Here is an 18,348-nt window from a genome sequence, read left to right as displayed (position 1 = left end):
GGTAAAACCCGGCACGACCATCATCACTGGTTAGAAGCGGTAATCCACTGCCATAAAGTAGCGGCGGCCATCTTCGTTATAGCTGTAGTCGTCGCGCGACAGATCTTTATCCCCGAGGTTCAGCACGCCCGCGCGCAGCTTGATATCCTTGGTTGCCTGCCACGCCCCGCCGAGATCCCAGGTGGTGTAACCGCCCGGCGTTTTGGAGGTTTCGCTCACCGCGCGCTGCTTGCCGTTATAGCGTGCCGCCAGGTAGAACGACCAGTCCTGCACCGGCGTCCAGTCCAGACGCCCATTCGCGGTATGGAACGGCAGTTCCTGTAGCGGTTTATCCTCGCCGTTGCTCAGATCGCGACCGTCATTGTAGGTATAGTTCAGCGTCACCTTCCACTCATCGCCAAACGGCACCTTCAGCTCGGTTTCCACACCACGAATACGCGCTTTATTGACGTTATAGTAGGAGAATACCGGCACGCCATTGTCAAAGCCGACAAAGTTCGGGTAGCCCGGCGCGGCGTTGCGATCGCGCGTACGACTCACGTTAATCATATCGTCAATATCGTTCTGGAAGGTGGTTACGCTGCCCTGCACGCCTTCCAGCCAGCCCTCTTCCCCCTGGTAATAAAGACCGATTTCAAAGCTTTCGCTGGTTTCCGGTTTCAGGTCCGGGCTACCGACAATACGACAGCCGCCGCGGCACGAGTTGGAACTCCAGTCTGGGCTAAGCTGAAGCAGCGATGGCGCTTTAAACGCGGTGGCCCAGCCCCCTTTCACCGTTAGCGTATCGGTGGCGCTATACACCAGATACGCACGCGGGCTCCAGTGGTCGCCATAGGTCTGGTGATCGTCCATACGGATCCCGGTGGTCAGCGCCAGCGGTTCGAAGATGCGCCACTCGTCTTCGAGGAACAGCGCATACTGGCTGGCGGAGGTTTCGCTGCTGGAGCCGCCGGTCAGGTTGACCGGATCGCTCAGCTTATCGTGACGCCATTCGCCGCCAAAGGTCACCAGTTGATTAATCGCCCCCAGCGGCAGCACGTATTTGCCGTCGATGGTGTTACTTTGCGAAGTGATATTACTGCTATTGCCCGGATTCTTGTTGACCACCTTTTCGCCGTAATACTTCAGTTCGCTGTTACCTAAATCCCAGCGTCCGTTGTGGCTCAGCGAGTAGTTCTGGCGCTCCAGACGGTTACGGTCGAGAGAATCGGAATCACGGTCCTGTCGGTCGAAACCGTAACCGGCGGTGATGTCGTTATTTTCATTCGGCGTCCAGGCAAACTCCACGTTACCGTCGCGGCTGGTGTAACCCTCGATGCGCGGTGATTCGCCGGTGGTGCTGGTCGTCGAACTCTGCGGACTATCCTTCTCGCGCTTCGACAGGCTCCCAAACGCCTTCATGCCCAGCACGCCGTCCACCAGCGGGCCGGAGGTGAAGAACTGGCCGTTCCAGGTATCGCCGCGATCGCGATGTTCCTGAATGGTAGTATCGGCAGTGACGGAACCGGTCCATTTCGCGCCGATTTTTTTGGTGATGATATTCACCACGCCGCCCAGCGCATCAGAACCGTAGAGGGAAGACATTGGGCCGCGCACCACTTCGATACGTTCGATGGCGTCAACCGGGATCCAGTTCAGGTCGAAGTCGTTGTGGCGGAAAACGGCGTTTCGCGAGTTAACGCGTTTACCGTCGATGAGAATCAGGGTGTAGCTGCTGTCCAGGCCGCGAATGCTGACGCCCTGACGGTTATCCCCCTCGTTGGTGAGCTGGACGCCCGGCACTTCTTTCAGCACATCTTTCAGGTTCTGCACAGGCTTGCGCTGCAAGTCTTCCTGGGTAATGACGCTGATGCTCGCGGGGGCATCCTTTACGCTTTGTTCGGTAGCCGCCGCCGTCACGACCAGCACTTCATCATTATCTGCGGCCGCTGCGGGCAGCGCCAGGGACATTACGGACGCGCACAGTCCGCCCCGAACGATGGGGTTTAACCTAAACATTTCCTTTCTCCATGAGGTGAATACTGAATTAAAACAAAAGGGTCTTACTCACAAATGCTGCTTGATACCGCTCACTGGCGGCCTGTTTTTTATGCAGATGTGGCTGGTCCCTCCGGCATCAGCTTCACCGGGATAAGGAAGTGGCTTCATCCATTTGTATGGGCATGGATGATAAAAGTAATGATAATAATTATCAATTAAGATTATTTAAAGTTATGTCAAGACGTAACAAAAATGCCGCGCATAAAAAAACCTCTCCGAAGAGAGGTTTTTTTATCACCGGGAACCCGACGCGTTATTTCTTAAAGCGTTCCGGGAAGTGCATTTCGCTATAGCGAACGAAGTGCGTACCACGGGTCAGCTTGTAGCCGAACCAGATAACCAGGAACAACGGGATACCGATATAGGTCGCCGCGACGCCGCCCCAGTCGATGGTATCGGCGAGGAACGCTTCGTAGTTCTGGCCCAGCGTGATAATCAGGCACAGCACGAAGGCGAAGATCGGCCCCAGCGGGAAGAACCCGGAGCGGTACGGCAGGTTGTTAATATCGTGACCCTGCATAACGTAACCACGGCGGAAGCGATAATGGCTAATCGCAATCCCCAGCCAGGCGATAAAGCCGGTCATCCCGGAGGTGTTCAGCAGCCACAGGTACACGGTCTGGTTGCCGAACATTGAGGTCAGGAAGCACAGACCGGCAATCACGGTAGTAGCATACAGCGCGTTACGCGGCACGCCGCCACGGGAGAGCTTCGAGAAGATGCGCGGCGCTTTGCCATCGCAGGCCAGGGTGTACAGCATACGGGTAGAGGCGTACATGCCGGAGTTACCCGCCGACAGTACCGCCGTCAGGATAACGGCGTTCATAATCGCCGCCGCAGAGAGCAGACCCGCGTGCTCGAACACCAGAGTGAACGGGCTGACGGAGATATCCTTCACGTCGTTACGCAGCAGGCTTGGATCGGTGTACGGAATAATCAGGCTGATGATCAGGATCGCGAACACATAGAACAGCAGGATACGCCAGAACACCTGACGCACAGCACGCGGTATATTCTTCTCCGGATCTTCAGATTCACCCGCCGCGATACCAATCAGCTCGGTGCCCTGGAAAGAGAAACCGACAATCATTGCCACGCCGATCATCGCCGACAGGCCGCCAGCAAACGGCGCGTCACCGGTTGTCCAGTTGCTCCAGCCGACCGGCTGCGCGCCCTTGAAGATACCGAGGATCATCATAATGCCAACGACGATGAAGATAATCACGGTCGCCACTTTGATCAGCGAGAACCAGTATTCCGCTTCGCCGAATCCCTTCACAGAGATGTAGTTCAGCAGGAAGATAACGCACAAGAACAGCGCGCTCCAGATCCAGCCCGGCGTGTCCGGGAACCACCAGCTCATCACCAGCTGCGCGGCCACGAGGTCAACGGCGATGGTCACCGCCCAGTTGTACCAGTAGTTCCAGCCCAGCGCGAAGCCGAAGCCCTCTTCCACATAGTTCTGACCGTAGGTGGCAAAAGAGCCGGATACCGGCATATAAGCCGCCAGCTCGCCCAGACTGGTCATCAGGAAGTAGACCATCAGGCCAATCAGAATATAGGAAAACAGCGCGCCGCCCGGGCCCGCCTGAGAAATGGTTGCGCCGGACGCAACAAACAGACCCGTACCGATAGAACCGCCAATGGCGATCATCGTCAGGTGACGCGCCTTGAGTTCGCGACGTAACGCGGGCGCTTGTGTGGTTTTCGTTTCGGAACCCATGTGAAAATGCTATCCATCCAAAAAATGAGGCGCGATTGTAGCAGACGATTCCGCTATATCACGGTAGAAATGCGCAGTTATAAGAGACCTTCATGATTGGTCTCTTATTATAAGTAAAGCATCCACTGGCGGTTTTAGATATCGCAGTAGTGCAAAAAGCGCTTCAGAGCATTAGAAAGATGCTTTTGCCGATGATGGATGCGCCACAGCGTGCGGCTCAGCTTCGGTAGCGGGATAGTCACCTCCTTCAGCGTACCGGCCTCGAGCTGCTCGGCAATCACCCGCCGCGACAGGCAACTGACGCCCAAATCATGGCGCACGGCGTGTTTGATGGCCTCTGAGTTACCCAACTCCATTCCCATCTGGAACTGCGGCAGATGTGAAAGCAGTAAATAATCAACGATTTCACGCGTGCCAGAGCCTTTCTCACGCAGGATCCACGGCACCATCGCCAGCTTTTCCAGCGTGACCTCACCCTGCAGCCAGGCGCTGTCTGGCGCGGAGAACACCACCAGCTCATCCTCCAGCCACGGTTCGGCAATGATATCCGCCGAATGGCACGGCCCCTCAATCAGGCCAATATCGACGCGGAAATCGGCCACGGCGTTAATCACATCCTGGCTGTTGCCCACGCTCAGCTCCAGCGGCAGCGAAGGAAAATCTTTGCGATAGCGCGCGATAATCTCCGGCAAAATATAGTTGCCGATAGTACTGCTCGCATACACGCGGATGGCGCCGTTATCTTCACGGAACAGCTGTTCAATTTCGCCCGCCTGCTCCAGCAACGCCAGCGCGCGCGGGTACAGCAGCCGTCCGTGCTCATTGACCACCAGCCGCTTGCCGACGCGGTCGAAGAGTTGAACGCCGAGCTGCCCCTCAAGGTCAGTGAGCGCCGCGCTGACCGCCGACTGCGACAGCGCCAACATCTGCGAAGCCTGAGTCGTCGAACCGCTTTTCAGCACTTCCGCAAAAACTTCTAACTGCCGCAGCGTGATATGCATATGTTTTCAGCCCGCAAGAGCCGCCCTTACCAGTTATTACGATTAATTATAAATATATAATCAATTTTACCTTTAAGCCAGCCGAGCGTAACCTTTTAGCCAGACAAAGGAGAAGGTTATGACACAGGTCACCTTAGAAACGCATCATCATCGCGGTATCAAACATTTTATCCCAGGGCTCGCACTGAGCGCCGTGATTACCGGCGCGGCAGTCTGGATCGGCAATATCCCGGCCGTAGCAGGCGTCGGCATGAGCGCACTGACGCTGGCCATCCTGTTTGGGATGGTGATTGGTAACACGATTTACCCGAAACTCTGGCAGTCGTGCGACGGCGGCGTGCTGTTCGCTAAACAGCATTTACTGCGTCTGGGCATCATTCTTTACGGTTTTCGTCTGACCTTCGCCCAGATTGCTGACGTGGGCGTGAGCGGAATTGTTATCGACGCCCTGACGTTGTGCAGTACCTTTATGATGGCCTGCTGGCTCGGGCAGAAAGTGTTCGGTCTGGACAAACACACCAGCTGGCTGATTGGCGCCGGTAGCAGCATCTGTGGTGCTGCGGCGGTACTGGCAACCGAGCCTGTTGTTAAAGCCGAAGCCAGCAAAGTGACCGTCGCGGTCGCAACGGTGGTGATTTTCGGGACGCTGGCTATCTTTATCTACCCGGCCATGTACCCGCTGCTGGCGCACTGGTTTACCCCTGAAACCTACGGCATTTACATCGGTTCGACCATGCACGAAGTCGCGCAGGTAGTGGCAGCCGGTCATGCGGTGACGCCGGAAACCGAAAACGCGGCGGTGATTGCCAAAATGCTGCGCGTGATGATGCTGGCTCCGTTCCTGCTGTTTATGGCAGCGCGAGTAAAACAGCTGGCTCCGGCAGGCGCGGCGCAGAAAAGTAAAATCACGATCCCATGGTTTGCCATCATGTTCATCGTGGTCACTATCTTTAACTCGTTCCATCTGCTGCCCAACAGCGTTGTGCAAATGCTGATTACGCTGGACACCATCCTGCTGGCGATGGCCATGGCGGCGCTGGGTGTGACCACTCACGTTAGCGCACTGAAAAAAGCCGGTGCGAAACCGCTGATGATGGCGCTGGTGCTGTTCATCTGGCTGATTGTTGGCGGCGGTGCGATTAACTACGCGATTCATTACCTGATGGCATAATCGACAACGACTAACCCCCCTGAACCCGCTATACTCACTCTCCCAATTTGAGTATGGCGGGTTTACTTTTTATGAAATACATCGGAGCGCACGTCAGCGCCGCAGGCGGTCTGGCCAACGCCGCAATTCGGGCTGCGGAAATCGAAGCGACCGCTTTCGCCCTGTTCACCAAAAATCAGCGTCAGTGGCGCGCCGCGCCGTTGACCACCGAGATTATCGACGACTTCAAAGCCGCTTGTGAAAAATATCACTACACGCCGGCGCAAATTCTGCCGCACGACAGCTACCTGATTAACCTCGGCCATCCGGTTGAAGAAGCGCTGGAGAAATCCCGGGAAGCTTTTATCGACGAGCTGACGCGCTGTCAGCAACTGGGGCTGACGTTGCTGAACTTCCATCCGGGCAGCCACCTGTTGCAGATTGATGAAGACAAATGTCTGGCGCGGATTGCCGAGTCTATCAACATCGCACTGGCGCAAACCGAAGGTGTGACGGCAGTGATTGAGAACACGGCGGGCCAGGGCAGCAACCTCGGCTTTAAGTTTGAGCATCTGGCGGCCATTATTGACGGCGTAGAAGACAAGTCGCGCGTCGGCGTATGCATTGATACCTGCCACGCTTTTGCCGCCGGCTACGACCTGCGCACCAAAGAAGCCTGCGCAGACACCTTCGCGGAATTTGAACGTATTGTCGGCTTCCAGTACCTGCGCGGTATGCACCTGAACGACGCCAAAAGCGAGTTCGGCAGCCGCGTTGACCGCCACCATAGTCTGGGCGAAGGTAACATCGGCCACGACGCGTTCCGCTTTATCATGCAGGATGAGCGTTTTGACGGTATCCCGCTGGTGCTGGAAACCATTAATCCGGATATCTGGGCGGAAGAAATTGCGTGGCTGAAAGCGCAGCAGACTGAGTCCGCTGCTGCTTGATTGCCCGGTGGCGCTGCGCTTACCGGGCCTACTGATTCGGGTTGGCATGATAAAGCGTAGCCGCCATCAGACGTAAAAAAAGGGCCGAATCATCGGCCCTTTTTCACATTCACTGAACGCTTACGCTTTTACCGCAACTTCACCTTCCGGGCGCTTCAGCACCGCGTAAGAGAGGCCCGCCACCAGCGTACCCGCGACAATCGCAATCAGGTAGCCCAGCACCGGCGTGATAGCGCCAGGAATCAGCAGAACAAACAGACCACCGTGCGGTGCCATCAGCTTCGCGCCTACCGCCATCGAGATAGCGCCGGTTACCGCGCCGCCAACGATACAGCATGGCAGAACGCGCATCGGGTCACGGGCAGCGAACGGAATCGCCCCTTCAGAGATAAAGCACAGCCCCAGCACCAGCGCCGCTTTACCGCCTTCACGTTGACCTTTGTCGAACTTGTTACGCGCAACCAGCGTCGCGATACCCATCGCCAGCGGTGGCACCATACCGGCAGCCATAATCGCCGCCATCGGTGCATAGGTTTGGGTAGACAGCAGACCCACGCCGAACGCGTATGCCGCTTTGTTCACCGGACCACCCATATCGGTACACATCATCGCCCCAAGGATAGCGCCCAGCAGGACTGCGTTAGCGGTGCCCATGGTTTGCAGCCAGTGGGTCAGCCAGTTCAGCAGCGCCGCAACCGGCGTACCGATCAGGTAGATCATGGCCAGACCGACAATCAGGCTGGAGACCAGCGGGATGATCAGAATCGGCTTCAGCGCTTCCATGCTCGGCGGCAGCTTCAGCTTAGTACTGATAAGTTTCGCCACGTAACCGGCCAGGAAACCGGCAATGATACCGCCGATAAAGCCGGAGCCGCCGCTCACCGCCAGCATACCGCCGATAAGACCCGGCGTCAGACCCGGACGGTCAGCGATGGAGAAGGCAATAAAGCCTGCCAGCACCGGTACCATCAGGGCAAAGGCTGAACCACCGCCGATCTGCATCAGCGCCGCGGCCAGCGTACCTTTGACTTCAAAGGCTTTAATACCAAACGCGAAGGAGAGCGCGATACACAGACCGCCCGCCACCACCATCGGCAGCATGTAAGAAACGCCGGTCAGCAGGTGACGATACGCCCCGCCGCCGCTCTCTTTTTTCGCCGCATCGGCAGGCGATTTGCTCTGACCAGCAGGCTGGTACGGCTTGGCCTCGACCATCGCTTTGTCCAGCTCCTGCGCGGTTTTCTTCAGCGCCAGGCCGGTCGTGGTGCGATACATCGGCTTACCGGCAAATTTCGCCAGATCCACTTCGATATCCGCCGCCACGATAACCAGGTCAGCCTGTTCAACTTCTTCCGGCGTGATGGCATTGCCAGCGCCCACGGAACCGCGGGTTTCTACTTTCACCCACAGGCCGCGCTTTTTGGCCTCGGTTTCAATCGCTTCCGCCGCCATAAAGGTGTGCGCGACGCCGGTTGGGCATGCGGTTACCGCGACAATACGCTTCACCGCGCCGGTTGCCGTCGGCTCGGCCTGCGCCGGAGCTTCATAGGGCAGCGCGTGCGATTTGGCTTCGCTCAGGAACAGTTCCGGATGAGAAACCGCGCGATTGATATCGCCAAGATAAACCTGTTTGCCTACCAGCGCGGTATCGGCTGGCAGCGTGGAACCCAGCACGATGGCCAATTCGGCATCGTTTGGGTTATCAATTAACTCCAGGCGCGCTTTCTGCGCCGCCGCGCCCAGCAGGGTCTTCGCCATATAAGCACGAGCCTGTCCGAGTTTGGCATCGATAATCAGCAGCGTTTTCATACGCCTCTCCCCTGCTGTTAGTTAAAAGGTTTCAGGTCGACACGCGCCATCATCGCGGCCAACTGGGTACGATCGGTGATCCCGACGTTGCTCTGGCTTACCGCTAACGCCGCAACGGCGGTGGCAAGACGCAGGGTGTGCTCGCTGGACTCGCGCATCAGCAGGCCATAAATCAGACCGCCAACCATCGAATCCCCTGCCCCTACGGTGCTGACCACTTCCACTGACGGCGGCTTGGCAATCCACTCGCCGGAGGCATTCACCCACAGCGCGCCTTCCGCGCCCAGCGAAATCACCACGTGGGCGATACCCTGCTCACGCAGCGCATGGGCGGCATCGATCACATCTTTCATTTCAGGCAGCTTACGGCCTGCCCAGATTTCCAGCTCGCGGCGGTTCGGTTTCACCAGCCACGGCGCGGCTTTCAAACCCGCAACCAGCGCTTCGCGGCTGCTGTCAAAAATAATGCAAGGGCACTGGCTGCGCAGACGGGTCATCCAGTCGGTGAACGCTTCCGGGCTGACGCCGGCAGGCAAGCTGCCGCTGACGCACACCATGTCGAACTGGCCCAGCCAGCTCAGGGAATCGTTGACAAAACGCTCCCAGTCCGCCGGAGTGACTTCGAAACCGGAGAAGTTAAAGTCAGTGACTTCACCGTCTTTTTCGGTCAGCTTAACGTTAATGCGCGTGCGGCCCTGCACCACCTGAAAACGGTTGGCAATACCCAGCTCGCTGAACAGCTGCTGAAAACCGTCCTGGTTGTCTTTCCCCAGGAAGCCGCCAACGGTCACATCGATGCCGAGATCTTTCAGCACTTTTGCCACGTTGATGCCTTTACCCGCCGCGTGCAGCCCGGTGGTACGCACCAGGTTGACTTCACCGCGTTCGATTTCTGGCGTGAACCCTACCAAATCATAGGCCGGGTTTAAGGTAATTGTGGCTACTCTTCTGCTCATTTATGCGCCCTCCCCAAGGCCTGAAGCAATGGCTTCGCCAATGGCGTCCAGCGCCTGGCGAGCATCATCTCCCTGGGCGGTAAAGCGCAGACGATGACCTTTTTTGACACCCAACGCGACCACCTTCATCAGGCTGCGACCGTTAGCCGGTTTACCGCTGCCGTCGAGGTTGGTGACGGTGATGTCACTGTTAAACTGTTTAATGGTATTTACCAGCATGGTGCCCGGACGAGCGTGCAGACCGTGTTCGTTACGCACCACGAACTCTTCGCTCAGCACATCATCAGCCGCTGCATCATCGCTGGTCAGCAATGCCAGCAGCGTGGCGGCATCAGCTTTCAGCAGACGTTCAGCTTTGTTGTCGAGCAGCAGGTTGACCAGGCGGTTCAGCACCGCGGTTGGCTGCGTATCGGCCATCGCCACGGTGAGCAGCACGGAAGCCGTCTCCTCGCCTACAGCAAACGGAGTGGCCGCACGGCTTACCGCGATAGCGCTGCGCAGGTTGCCTTCCGCACTGTCGCTCAGCCAGATGCCCTGCCCCAGATTCAGCGGCTGCTCGTTGATCACTTTCGCCACGAAGTTCGCATCCGCAGCACCGGCTTCTTTCAGCCGCGCGGCGTTCAGCGCCTGCAGCGTCACCAGATCGCTGGCGGCAACGTCCAGAGACAACATGTCGTTGTCCAGCTTCAGCGCTTCGCTCTGTTTTTCACCCATCAACAAGGCGCGAAGTTCTTCCGCGGTGGTGGCGGTCTTCAGCTGTTCAGCTACTTCGTCATCGCTCAGCACGTGCGTCAGCTGACGCAGCAGGCCAAGGTGCTCATCGGAGCTGGCGGCAATACCAATGGCGACATAGGCGGTCTGCCCTTCACCCCAGGTTACGCCCTGCGGAAACTGGTAAACCTGAACGCCGGTTTTCAGCACCTGATCGCGGGTATCGGTAGTACCGTGCGGAATCGCAATGCCGTTACCTAAGAATGTGGAGGTTTGTTGCTCACGCGCCAGCATGCCGGCGACGTAGCCTTCCGCAACGTTACCCGCGCTAACCAGCGCAGCGGCAACCTGGCGAATAGCCTCTTCTTTATTTGCGGCCTGCTGGCCGGGATGGATATCCTGAACAGTTAACTGGAACATGGTTCCCCTCGCTCGCCGAATTGAATCGATTCAGCTTTTGTGAGAAAAAATCGTCGTACCTGCCTGAGTTACTGCGGAAGACGACGCTGAAACGTTTCAATAATTCTGTGCCTTTCTTAATCAGCCTGCAAGTTTTGCTGGCAAATTGATCGCATAAATTAGATCCACAGCACATTTCGTTAGCATTATTGCCACATTTGCTGAAGCGGGATGACGCTCACCTTCACCACTTCAGCATGATGTAAGCTCGTTTTTTGAAATGCGTTTTTAATTTTCCGTGCAAATTTGATTTAGGTGACTGTTCATAATCTGGCTCGCGGCGTAAACTCGCCGCCTCTCCTACAGTGACCGATACAACACCATGCAAAACAGTACCGCCGCCGCCCCACGGCGATCGCTTGATTTCACCTCGACCTCTTTTTTGATCGTCGCGTTTTTAACCGGTATCGCCGGTGCGCTGCAAACGCCGACGCTGAGCCTGTTTCTCAGTAATGAGGTCCACGTCCGCCCGGCAATGGTCGGTTTTTTCTTTACGGGAAGCGCGGTGATTGGCATTTTCGTCAGCCAGTTTCTGGCAGGCTACTCGGATAAACGCGGCGACCGGAAAAACCTGATCGTCTTCTGTTGCCTGCTTGGCGTGCTGGCCTGCGTATTGTTTGCCTGGAACCGCAACTACTTCATCCTGCTGTTCGTGGGTGTGTTCCTCAGCAGTTTCGGCTCTACCGCCAACCCGCAGATGTTTGCTCTCGCCCGTGAGCATGCGGATAAAACGGGCCGTGAAGCGGTGATGTTCAGTTCCATCATGCGCGCCCAGGTGTCGCTGGCATGGGTGATCGGCCCGCCGCTGGCCTATGCGCTGGCGATGGGTTTCGGTTTCACGGTGATGTATCTGTCTGCGGCAGTGGCATTTGTGGTGTGCGGGGCGATGGTCTGGCTGTTTCTGCCGACCATGCGCAAAGAGAAAGTGGCCGTTAGCGGCGCCATTCAGGCACCGCGCACCAACCGCAAAGATGCGTTGCTGCTGTTTGTCATCTGTACCCTGATGTGGGGAACCAACAGCCTCTACATTATCAACATGCCGCTGTACATCATCAACGAACTGCACCTGCCGGAAAAGCTGGCCGGGGTGATGATGGGCACCGCCGCCGGGCTGGAAATCCCGACGATGCTGATTGCGGGTTACTTTGCCAAACGACTGGGTAAACGCTTCCTGATGCGCGTCGCGGCGGTTGCGGGGCTATGCTTCTATATCGGTATGTTGACCTTCAACAGCCCAGCGCTGCTGCTGGCGATGCAGCTGCTGAACGCGGTTTATATCGGTATTCTCGGCGGGATTGGCATGCTCTACTTCCAGGATCTCATGCCAGGCCAGGCCGGGTCAGCCACGACGCTGTACGCCAACACCTCGCGCGTGGGCTGGATTATCGCCGGTTCACTGGCGGGCGTGGTGGCGGAAATCTGGAACTATCACACCGTGTTCTGGATTGCGCTGGTGCTGTGCGTCGCCACCATCGGCTGTCTGATGCGCATTAAAGACGTTTAGGGCGCCGTCAACGCTTCAAGATCCAGAAGCCAGGTCATCGCCTCTTCCCGGCTCGCGCCGCACATGTCGCGCGCGGGCTGGAGCCCAGCACACACCTTCGGGCGCAGAGGCGAAGTGAAAATTTTACAGCGCTGATTCTCATCCAACTGCACACAGGGCGTGTTAGCCGGCTTGCCGTTGGGCATACCGGGGATCGGGCTGGATATAGAAGGTGCAGTGCAGCAAGCCCCGCAGTCCGGACGACATTCCATCGCGGGTTCTCTGTTAAGGTGACAAGGTGGTTGTGGCGCACAGTACCACCTTTTAATGAGGGTTAGCAAAAGCCTTTAATTCCGCTTGCCTGAAACGCCCGGCGCGAGTACTTTTACGCGATATTTTAGCCCCCTATTTCACAGGATAATTGCAATGCCAAGAGCGAACGAAATTAAAAAAGGTATGGTGCTGAATTACAACGGCAAACTGCTGATTGTAAAAAACATTGATATTCAGTCACCAAGCGCCCGTGGCGCAGCAACGCTGTACAAAATGCGTTTTTCTGACGTCAGCACCGGTCTGAAAGTTGAAGAACGCTTCAAAGGCGACGACATGGTTGATACCGTGACCCTGAACCGCCGCTTCGTTGACTTCTCCTATATCGACGGCAACGAATACGTGTTCATGGATAAAGAAGACTATACCCCGTATGTCTTCTCCCACGACCAGATTGCGGAAGAGCTGCAGTTTATCCCGGAAGGCGGCATGCCGGACATGCAGGTGCTGTTGTGGGACGGCCAGGTGCTGGCGCTGGAACTGCCGCAGACGGTCGATCTGGAAATCGTTGAAACCGCACCGGGCATCAAAGGCGCATCCGCCAGCTCTCGTACCAAGCCGGCTACCCTGACCACCGGTTTAGTTGTGCAGGTGCCGGAATACCTGACCACCGGCGAGAAGATCCGCATCCATATCGAAGAAAAACGCTATATGGGCCGCGCGGACTAAGCGCTGGTTTTCACATAGCAAAAAAAGGACAGCCAAATGGCTGTCCTTTTTTATACTTGCTGTATTGTCCTTCCCCCCAAAAGCAGAGAGAAAAAACCGCGCGGTGCGCACCTCGAGGCCCAAGGGCACCGCGACGGTTGACTCGCTCCTGAGGAGAGAATCAGGACGGGGAAATCGTCTTTACAGCAGGTCGCGGAACTTAGTCATTTTCAGCGCCAGCTCAACGCCGCGCACTTCCGCCAGACCTTTCAGACGACCAATCGCGGAGTAGCCCGGGTTGGTTTTCTTCTTCAGGTCGTCCAGCATCTGGTGACCGTGGTCAGGACGCATCGGAATTGGACGCAGGTCGCCCGCTTTCTTACGACGCTGCTCTTCGGTCAGGATTGCGTCAACCACGGCAACCATGTTCACGTCGCCCTGCAGGTGCGCGGCTTCGTGGAAGGTTTTCGGGTTGTCTTCACGGCAGGTAGAGCGCAGGTGCGTGAAGTGGATACGATCGCCGAAGGTTTCAATCATTTTCACCAGGTCGTTATCGGCGCGCACGCCGTAAGAACCGGTGCACATGGTGAAGCCGTTGTTGATGCTGTTAACGGTTTCTTTCAGCCACTGCATATCTTCAATGGTGGAAACGATACGCGGCAGGCCGAGGATTGGGCGCGGCGGATCGTCCGGGTGTACGGCAAGGCGCACGCCCACTTCTTCCGCAACCGGCACAATCGCGCGCAGGAATACGGCCATGTTTTCACGCAGCTGATCTTTACTGATGTGATCGTATTCGGCCAGACGCGCGCGGAACTGGTCCAGGGTATAGCCCTCTTCCGCGCCCGGCAGGCCGGCAATGATGTTACGGGTCAGTTTAGTGACTTCCGCTTCGCTCATCGCGTTGAAATAGTCCAGCGCCTGACGCTGTTCTTCAGCGGAGTAATCCGCTTCAGCGCCTTCGCGTTTCAGGATATGCAGCTCGAAAGCCGCAAACGCGATCTGGTCAAAACGCAGCGCTTTAGAGCCGTCTTCAAGGGTGTACTCAAGGTCGGTACGCGTCCAGTCGAGGATCGGCATGAAGTTGTAGCATACGGTGTCGATACCGCATTCCGCCAGGTTGCGGATGCTCTGCTGATAGTTAGCAATCCAGGTCTGGAACTGGCCAGAACCGGTTTTGATATCTTCGTGCACCGGAATACTTTCGACGACGGACCAGGTCAGCCCTTTTTCCGCCAACAGCGCCTGACGCGCTTTGATTTCTTCTACCGGCCACACCTGACCGTTCGGGATATGGTGCAATGCCGTGACTACGCCGGTAGCGCCAGCCTGACGCACATCATCAAGAGATACCGGATCGTTCGGGCCGTACCAACGCCAGGTTTGTTCCATTGCCTCACCTCTAAAGTTGTTATACCAATAAAATCGCTGTTAATGACGACTACCATACATGTTTATTCCGGAGCGTCAAATAATCCGCCGGGATTGATTGATCCAGCTCACACTAACGCGATAAATACGGCACACCAATTCAATTTGCTGTCATATAACTTTACACTGCCGACGTTAATTAATCGTTAATCGGATGTATAGACAATGAAGACAATCGCCTCGTGCACCCTCCCCGCCAACGTGCAGTTACCTCAATATGATAGGCAACAGCTGCGTTCGCGAATTGTGCATTTCGGTTTTGGCGCCTTTCACCGCGCGCACCAGGCGCTGTTGACCAACCGGGTGCTCAATCAGCACGGCGGCGACTGGGGAATCTGCGAAATCAGCCTGTTCAGCGGCGACCAGCTGATGAGCCAGCTGCGTCAGCAGGATCATCTGTTTACCGTCATGGAGAAAAGTGCGGCGGGTAACCAGCCGATTATTATTGGCGCAGTAAAAGAGTGCCTGAGCGCCAGGCTCGATTCATTGGCGGCGATCATCGAAAAGTTCTGCGAACCTCAGGTGGCGATTGTCTCTCTGACCATTACCGAAAAAGGCTATTGCATCGATCCGGCCACCGGGCATCTGGATCTGACCCAACCGAGGATCGTCCACGATCTGCAATCACCTGACGAGCCGCATTCCGCGCCGGGGATCCTTGTCGAAGCGCTGCACCGCCGTCGCGAGCGCGGCCTGCCGGCATTCACCGTACTCTCCTGTGATAACATTCCCGACAACGGCCACGTGGTGAAAAACGCGGTGCTGGACATGGCGGCTAAACGCGATCCGCAACTGGCAAGCTGGATTGCCGAACATGTCAGTTTCCCCGGCACCATGGTTGACCGTATCGTTCCGGCAGCCACCGACGCGTCGCTGGCGGAAATCACCCGCGAGCTTGGCGTGGAAGACCCTTGCGCCATCAGCTGCGAGCCGTTTATTCAGTGGGTCATTGAAGATAACTTCGTCGCTGGGCGTCCGGACTGGGGCAGCGTGGGTGCACAACTGGTTGACGACGTACTGCCGTGGGAAGAGATGAAGCTACGGATGCTCAACGGCAGTCATTCCTTCCTCGCCTACCTCGGCTATCTGGCGGGCTACGCGCACATCAGCGACTGTATGCAGGACGCTTCCTACCGCCGCGCCGCACGTCACCTGATGATGGCAGAACAAGCGCCGACCCTGCGTATTTCCGGCGTAGATCTGGGCGCCTATGCCGACAGCCTGATCGAGCGTTTCAGCAACCCGGCGCTCCAGCATCGCACCTGGCAAATCGCCATGGACGGCAGTCAGAAGCTGCCGCAGCGCCTGCTCGACGGTATTCGTATTCATCTTAAACAGGGTAGCCCCTGGCCGCTGCTGGCGCTGGGCGTGGCGGCCTGGATGCGCTACGTGAGCGGCGTGGATGATATGGGCAATGCCATTGATATTCGCGATCCGCTGGCCGAGAAAATTCGCGCTATCGTTGAAACCAGCCATGATGAAAACCGCGTGGCGGCCCTGCTGACGCTGCAAGAAATCTTCGGCAGCGACCTGCCCGCCAACCCGCAGTTTGTGCAGGCCGTGGAACAAGCCTGGCAAAGTCTTGTCCGTGAGGGCGCGCGCCAAGCGGTGCTGACGGCGCTCAACCGTTAACTTTTCCTGCCATCAAGCGGGCCATTTAATCTCAGGCCCGCTTCAGGACTTCTCTTTTGATCCCGTTTTCGCCAGGATAAAGTGATCCAGGTAACACTGTTCTCTTTCATCCCGGAGTTTTCGTGACTAAAACCAATCTGATCACCGGCTTTCTCGGCAGCGGTAAAACTACCTCCATTCTGCACCTGTTGTCCCATAAACCCGCCGATGAAAAATGGGCCGTCCTGGTCAACGAATTTGGCGAGGTGGGCATTGATGGCGCACTGCTGGCCGACAGCGGCGCACTGCTGAAGGAAATTCCCGGTGGCTGCATGTGTTGCGTCAACGGTCTGCCCATGCAGGTCGGCTTAAACACGCTGCTGCGCCAGGGGAAACCGGATCGTCTGCTGATTGAGCCAACCGGCCTGGGCCATCCGAAGCAAATTCTCGATTTGCTCACCGCGCCGGTCTATGAGCCATGGATCGACCTGCGAGCCACACTCTGCGTGATGGACTCACGCCAGTTGCTGGACGAAAAGGTCCTGCATAACGAAAATTTCCGCGATCAGCTGGCGTCCGCCGATATTATCGTCAGCAATAAAGCCGACCGCGCCACCGCTGAGAGCCAACGGGCGATGGCAGAATGGTGGCAGCAGAACGGCGGCGAGCGCCTGCGCGTTGACGCGACCCAGGGCAATATCGACGTCGCCCTGCTTGATATTCCTCGCCGCAATCGGGTTGAACTGAAAGCCAGCGCCGCCCACTCTCACTCACATCCCTCGAACAAGGGCCTGGCGGCGTTAAGTCTGCCGGAACATCAGCGCTGGCGTCGTAGCGTGAACCAGGGTCAGGGTTATTATGCCTGCGGATGGATTTTTGATGCCGATACGACCTTTGACACCATCGGCCTGCTGGAGTGGGCGCGACTCGCCCCGGTTGCCAGACTAAAGGCGGTGATGCGCATTCCTGAAGGCCTGGTGCGTATTAACCGTCAGGGGGCAGACCTGCATATCGAAACGCAAAACGTCGCGCCGCCCGATAGCCGTATTGAACTGATTAACGATGCTGAAAGCGACTGGAATGCACTACAATCGGCGCTGTTGAAACTTCGTTTAGGGTGATACCGCTAAGGTTTGCGCCGAGACTAACTGCGGTGAATATGACGATGCGTACACGTTTTCCCCTGATTTTATTGCTTAACGCCGCTGGCGTTGCGCTCTTTATGTCGTGGTTCCTGCCGGCGAACCACGGGCTGTGGTCGACCGTTGATCTGGCGATATTTCATTTTTTCAATCAGTGGCTGAGCGCCGATAACCTCGGCTACGCATGGTTTTTAGCCATCATCAATAACCGCGCCTTTGACGGCTGTTCGCTGCTGGCAATGGGCTGCCTGATGCTGAGCTTCTGGCTCAAAGAGGATGCCGGTGGCCGCCGCCATATCGTCATTATTGGCCTGGTGATGCTGCTGGCGGCGGTGATCATCAACCAGCTGGCGCAGCACCTGATGCCCGTCACTCGCAGAAGCCCGTCGGTTTCTCTGCCGGGCGTGCACCGCGTCAGTGATTTTATTGCCTTCTCCACCAAAGACGGCTCCCGGGATAGCTTCCCGGGGGATCACGGAATGATGCTGCTGATATTTGCCACATTTATGTGGCGCTATTTTGGCCGTCGCGCATTTCTTATTTCACTGGTTATTTTTGTGGTTTTTGCCTTCCCAAGGGTCATGATTGGCGCCCATTGGTTTACCGATATCGCCATCGGCTCACTCACCGCCGTTTTGATTGGCGTACCGTGGGTACTGATGACGCCATTAAGCGATAGAGTGATTGGGTTATTTGAGCGAAATTTACCCTATTTCACTAAACTCAAATCAGGTCATTAAATAACCTTTCCATCTGACATTCCAAAGAGAGGGCCATCGCCCTCTTTTTATTTTTTATATTTCCCTCATCAATGTCATCTTCCGGTCACAATATTCACTCTAATAATGAATGAGTTGTTGATTTTTTACCCGCTAACGCTGAATTTTTACCCATTCACAAATTT

The 18,348-nt window shown here is 56.6% G+C and carries 15 protein-coding genes; 7 read left to right on the top strand and 8 right to left on the bottom strand.

The annotated features are described in order from the left end of the window. Nucleotides 1–30 precede the first annotated feature (30 nt). The 3 genes from cirA to yieE all read right to left on the bottom strand — a co-directional run bounded on the left by cirA (nt 31) and on the right by yieE (nt 4,764). The gene (cirA, locus tag NNN71_RS03120; RefSeq protein WP_223803001.1) at nt 31–1,998 is read right to left on the bottom strand and encodes a catecholate siderophore receptor CirA; all 1,968 of its coding nucleotides are present in this window, start codon (nt 1,996–1,998) and stop codon (nt 31–33) included. Between the two features lie 295 nt (nt 1,999–2,293). Beyond that, the gene (locus tag NNN71_RS03115) at nt 2,294–3,763 is read right to left on the bottom strand and encodes an amino acid permease (protein WP_163447602.1); all 1,470 of its coding nucleotides are present in this window, start codon (nt 3,761–3,763) and stop codon (nt 2,294–2,296) included. Nucleotides 3,764–3,897: 134 nt separating this feature from the next. Beyond that, nucleotides 3,898–4,764: a DNA-binding transcriptional regulator YeiE gene (gene yieE, locus NNN71_RS03110; RefSeq protein ID WP_163447601.1), complete on the bottom strand. Its 867-nt coding sequence runs from the start codon at nt 4,762–4,764 to the stop codon at nt 3,898–3,900. Between the two features lie 118 nt (nt 4,765–4,882). Here yieE and NNN71_RS03105 point away from each other — a divergent pair, with 118 nt between their 5' ends. Next, nucleotides 4,883–5,935, top strand: coding sequence for a YeiH family protein (locus NNN71_RS03105; RefSeq protein ID WP_249023009.1), 1,053 nt, complete (start codon nt 4,883–4,885; stop codon nt 5,933–5,935). Between the two features lie 71 nt (nt 5,936–6,006). Beyond that, complete coding sequence (nfo, locus tag NNN71_RS03100) at nt 6,007–6,864, top strand: deoxyribonuclease IV (protein WP_223803004.1); 858 nt, start codon at nt 6,007–6,009, stop codon at nt 6,862–6,864. 120 nt (nt 6,865–6,984) lie between these two features. On the opposite strand, the gene fruA is transcribed toward nfo, so the two are convergent. The 3 genes from fruA to fruB are packed head-to-tail and all read right to left on the bottom strand — an operon-like array spanning nt 6,985 to nt 10,760. Beyond that, nucleotides 6,985–8,673, bottom strand: a complete 1,689-nt coding sequence (fruA, locus tag NNN71_RS03095; protein ID WP_167575420.1) for a PTS fructose transporter subunit IIBC — start codon at nt 8,671–8,673, stop codon at nt 6,985–6,987. A gap of 17 nt (nt 8,674–8,690) precedes the next feature. Next, on the bottom strand, nt 8,691–9,629 hold the full coding sequence (gene fruK, locus NNN71_RS03090) for a 1-phosphofructokinase (protein ID WP_064544086.1): 939 nt from the start codon (nt 9,627–9,629) through the stop codon (nt 8,691–8,693). Then, on the bottom strand, nt 9,630–10,760 hold the full coding sequence (gene fruB, locus NNN71_RS03085) for a fused PTS fructose transporter subunit IIA/HPr protein (protein WP_163447597.1): 1,131 nt from the start codon (nt 10,758–10,760) through the stop codon (nt 9,630–9,632). 361 nt (nt 10,761–11,121) lie between these two features. Between fruB and setB the strand changes: the two genes are divergently transcribed. Then, nucleotides 11,122–12,303, top strand: coding sequence for a sugar efflux transporter SetB (setB, locus tag NNN71_RS03080; RefSeq protein ID WP_271457858.1), 1,182 nt, complete (start codon nt 11,122–11,124; stop codon nt 12,301–12,303). On the opposite strand, the gene NNN71_RS03075 is transcribed toward setB, so the two are convergent. Then, entirely contained in the window at nt 12,300–12,554 is a 255-nt protein-coding gene (locus tag NNN71_RS03075) for a YkgJ family cysteine cluster protein (RefSeq protein ID WP_163447595.1), read from the bottom strand. The two genes, setB and NNN71_RS03075, sit on opposite strands and share 4 nt — an antisense overlap. 154 nt (nt 12,555–12,708) lie before the next feature. Here NNN71_RS03075 and yeiP point away from each other — a divergent pair, with 154 nt between their 5' ends. Then, nucleotides 12,709–13,281 carry an elongation factor P-like protein YeiP gene (yeiP, locus tag NNN71_RS03070; RefSeq protein ID WP_163447594.1) on the top strand — a complete coding sequence of 191 codons (573 nt, stop codon included), beginning with the start codon at nt 12,709–12,711 and terminating at the stop codon, nt 13,279–13,281. Between the two features lie 180 nt (nt 13,282–13,461). On the opposite strand, the gene uxuA is transcribed toward yeiP, so the two are convergent. Beyond that, a complete protein-coding gene (uxuA, locus tag NNN71_RS03065; RefSeq protein ID WP_271457857.1) occupies nt 13,462–14,652 on the bottom strand; it encodes a mannonate dehydratase in 1,191 nt (396 codons plus the stop codon). Between the two features lie 204 nt (nt 14,653–14,856). Between uxuA and NNN71_RS03060 the strand changes: the two genes are divergently transcribed. The 3 genes from NNN71_RS03060 (at nt 14,857) to NNN71_RS03050 (ending at nt 18,184) form a co-directional block, all read left to right on the top strand. After that, nucleotides 14,857–16,323 carry a mannitol dehydrogenase family protein gene (locus tag NNN71_RS03060; RefSeq protein ID WP_271457856.1) on the top strand — a complete coding sequence of 489 codons (1,467 nt, stop codon included), beginning with the start codon at nt 14,857–14,859 and terminating at the stop codon, nt 16,321–16,323. Nucleotides 16,324–16,445: 122 nt separating this feature from the next. Continuing rightward, nucleotides 16,446–17,423: a CobW family GTP-binding protein gene (locus NNN71_RS03055; protein WP_271457855.1), complete on the top strand. Its 978-nt coding sequence runs from the start codon at nt 16,446–16,448 to the stop codon at nt 17,421–17,423. A 44-nt stretch (nt 17,424–17,467) separates the two neighbouring features. Then, nucleotides 17,468–18,184 carry a phosphatase PAP2 family protein gene (locus tag NNN71_RS03050; RefSeq protein WP_271457854.1) on the top strand — a complete coding sequence of 239 codons (717 nt, stop codon included), beginning with the start codon at nt 17,468–17,470 and terminating at the stop codon, nt 18,182–18,184. The last annotated feature ends 164 nt before the right edge of the window (nt 18,185–18,348 follow it).

Source organism: Kluyvera sp. Awk 3 (genome assembly GCF_028069715.1).
Lineage (GTDB): Bacteria > Pseudomonadota > Gammaproteobacteria > Enterobacterales > Enterobacteriaceae > Kluyvera > Kluyvera georgiana_A.
Note: the sequence above shows the minus strand (reverse complement) of the source record. Positions and strands in the feature narration are given on the sequence as shown.

Excerpts from the sequence above, each read along its gene's own strand:
- setB (WP_271457858.1), top strand. The coding sequence starts at position 11,122 with ATGCAAAACAGTACCGCCGCCGCCCCACGGCGATCGCTTGATTTCACC.
- NNN71_RS03060 (WP_271457856.1), top strand. The coding sequence starts at position 14,857 with ATGAAGACAATCGCCTCGTGCACCCTCCCCGCCAACGTGCAGTTACCT.
- NNN71_RS03105 (WP_249023009.1), top strand. The coding sequence starts at position 4,883 with ATGACACAGGTCACCTTAGAAACGCATCATCATCGCGGTATCAAACAT.
- nfo (WP_223803004.1), top strand. The coding sequence starts at position 6,007 with ATGAAATACATCGGAGCGCACGTCAGCGCCGCAGGCGGTCTGGCCAAC.
- uxuA (WP_271457857.1), bottom strand. The coding sequence starts at position 14,652 with ATGGAACAAACCTGGCGTTGGTACGGCCCGAACGATCCGGTATCTCTT.
- NNN71_RS03075 (WP_163447595.1), bottom strand. The coding sequence starts at position 12,554 with ATGGAATGTCGTCCGGACTGCGGGGCTTGCTGCACTGCACCTTCTATA.
- NNN71_RS03050 (WP_271457854.1), top strand. The coding sequence starts at position 17,468 with ATGCGTACACGTTTTCCCCTGATTTTATTGCTTAACGCCGCTGGCGTT.
- NNN71_RS03115 (WP_163447602.1), bottom strand. The coding sequence starts at position 3,763 with ATGGGTTCCGAAACGAAAACCACACAAGCGCCCGCGTTACGTCGCGAA.
- cirA (WP_223803001.1), bottom strand. The coding sequence starts at position 1,998 with ATGTTTAGGTTAAACCCCATCGTTCGGGGCGGACTGTGCGCGTCCGTA.
- fruK (WP_064544086.1), bottom strand. The coding sequence starts at position 9,629 with ATGAGCAGAAGAGTAGCCACAATTACCTTAAACCCGGCCTATGATTTG.
- fruB (WP_163447597.1), bottom strand. The coding sequence starts at position 10,760 with ATGTTCCAGTTAACTGTTCAGGATATCCATCCCGGCCAGCAGGCCGCA.
- fruA (WP_167575420.1), bottom strand. The coding sequence starts at position 8,673 with ATGAAAACGCTGCTGATTATCGATGCCAAACTCGGACAGGCTCGTGCT.
- yieE (WP_163447601.1), bottom strand. The coding sequence starts at position 4,764 with ATGCATATCACGCTGCGGCAGTTAGAAGTTTTTGCGGAAGTGCTGAAA.
- yeiP (WP_163447594.1), top strand. The coding sequence starts at position 12,709 with ATGCCAAGAGCGAACGAAATTAAAAAAGGTATGGTGCTGAATTACAAC.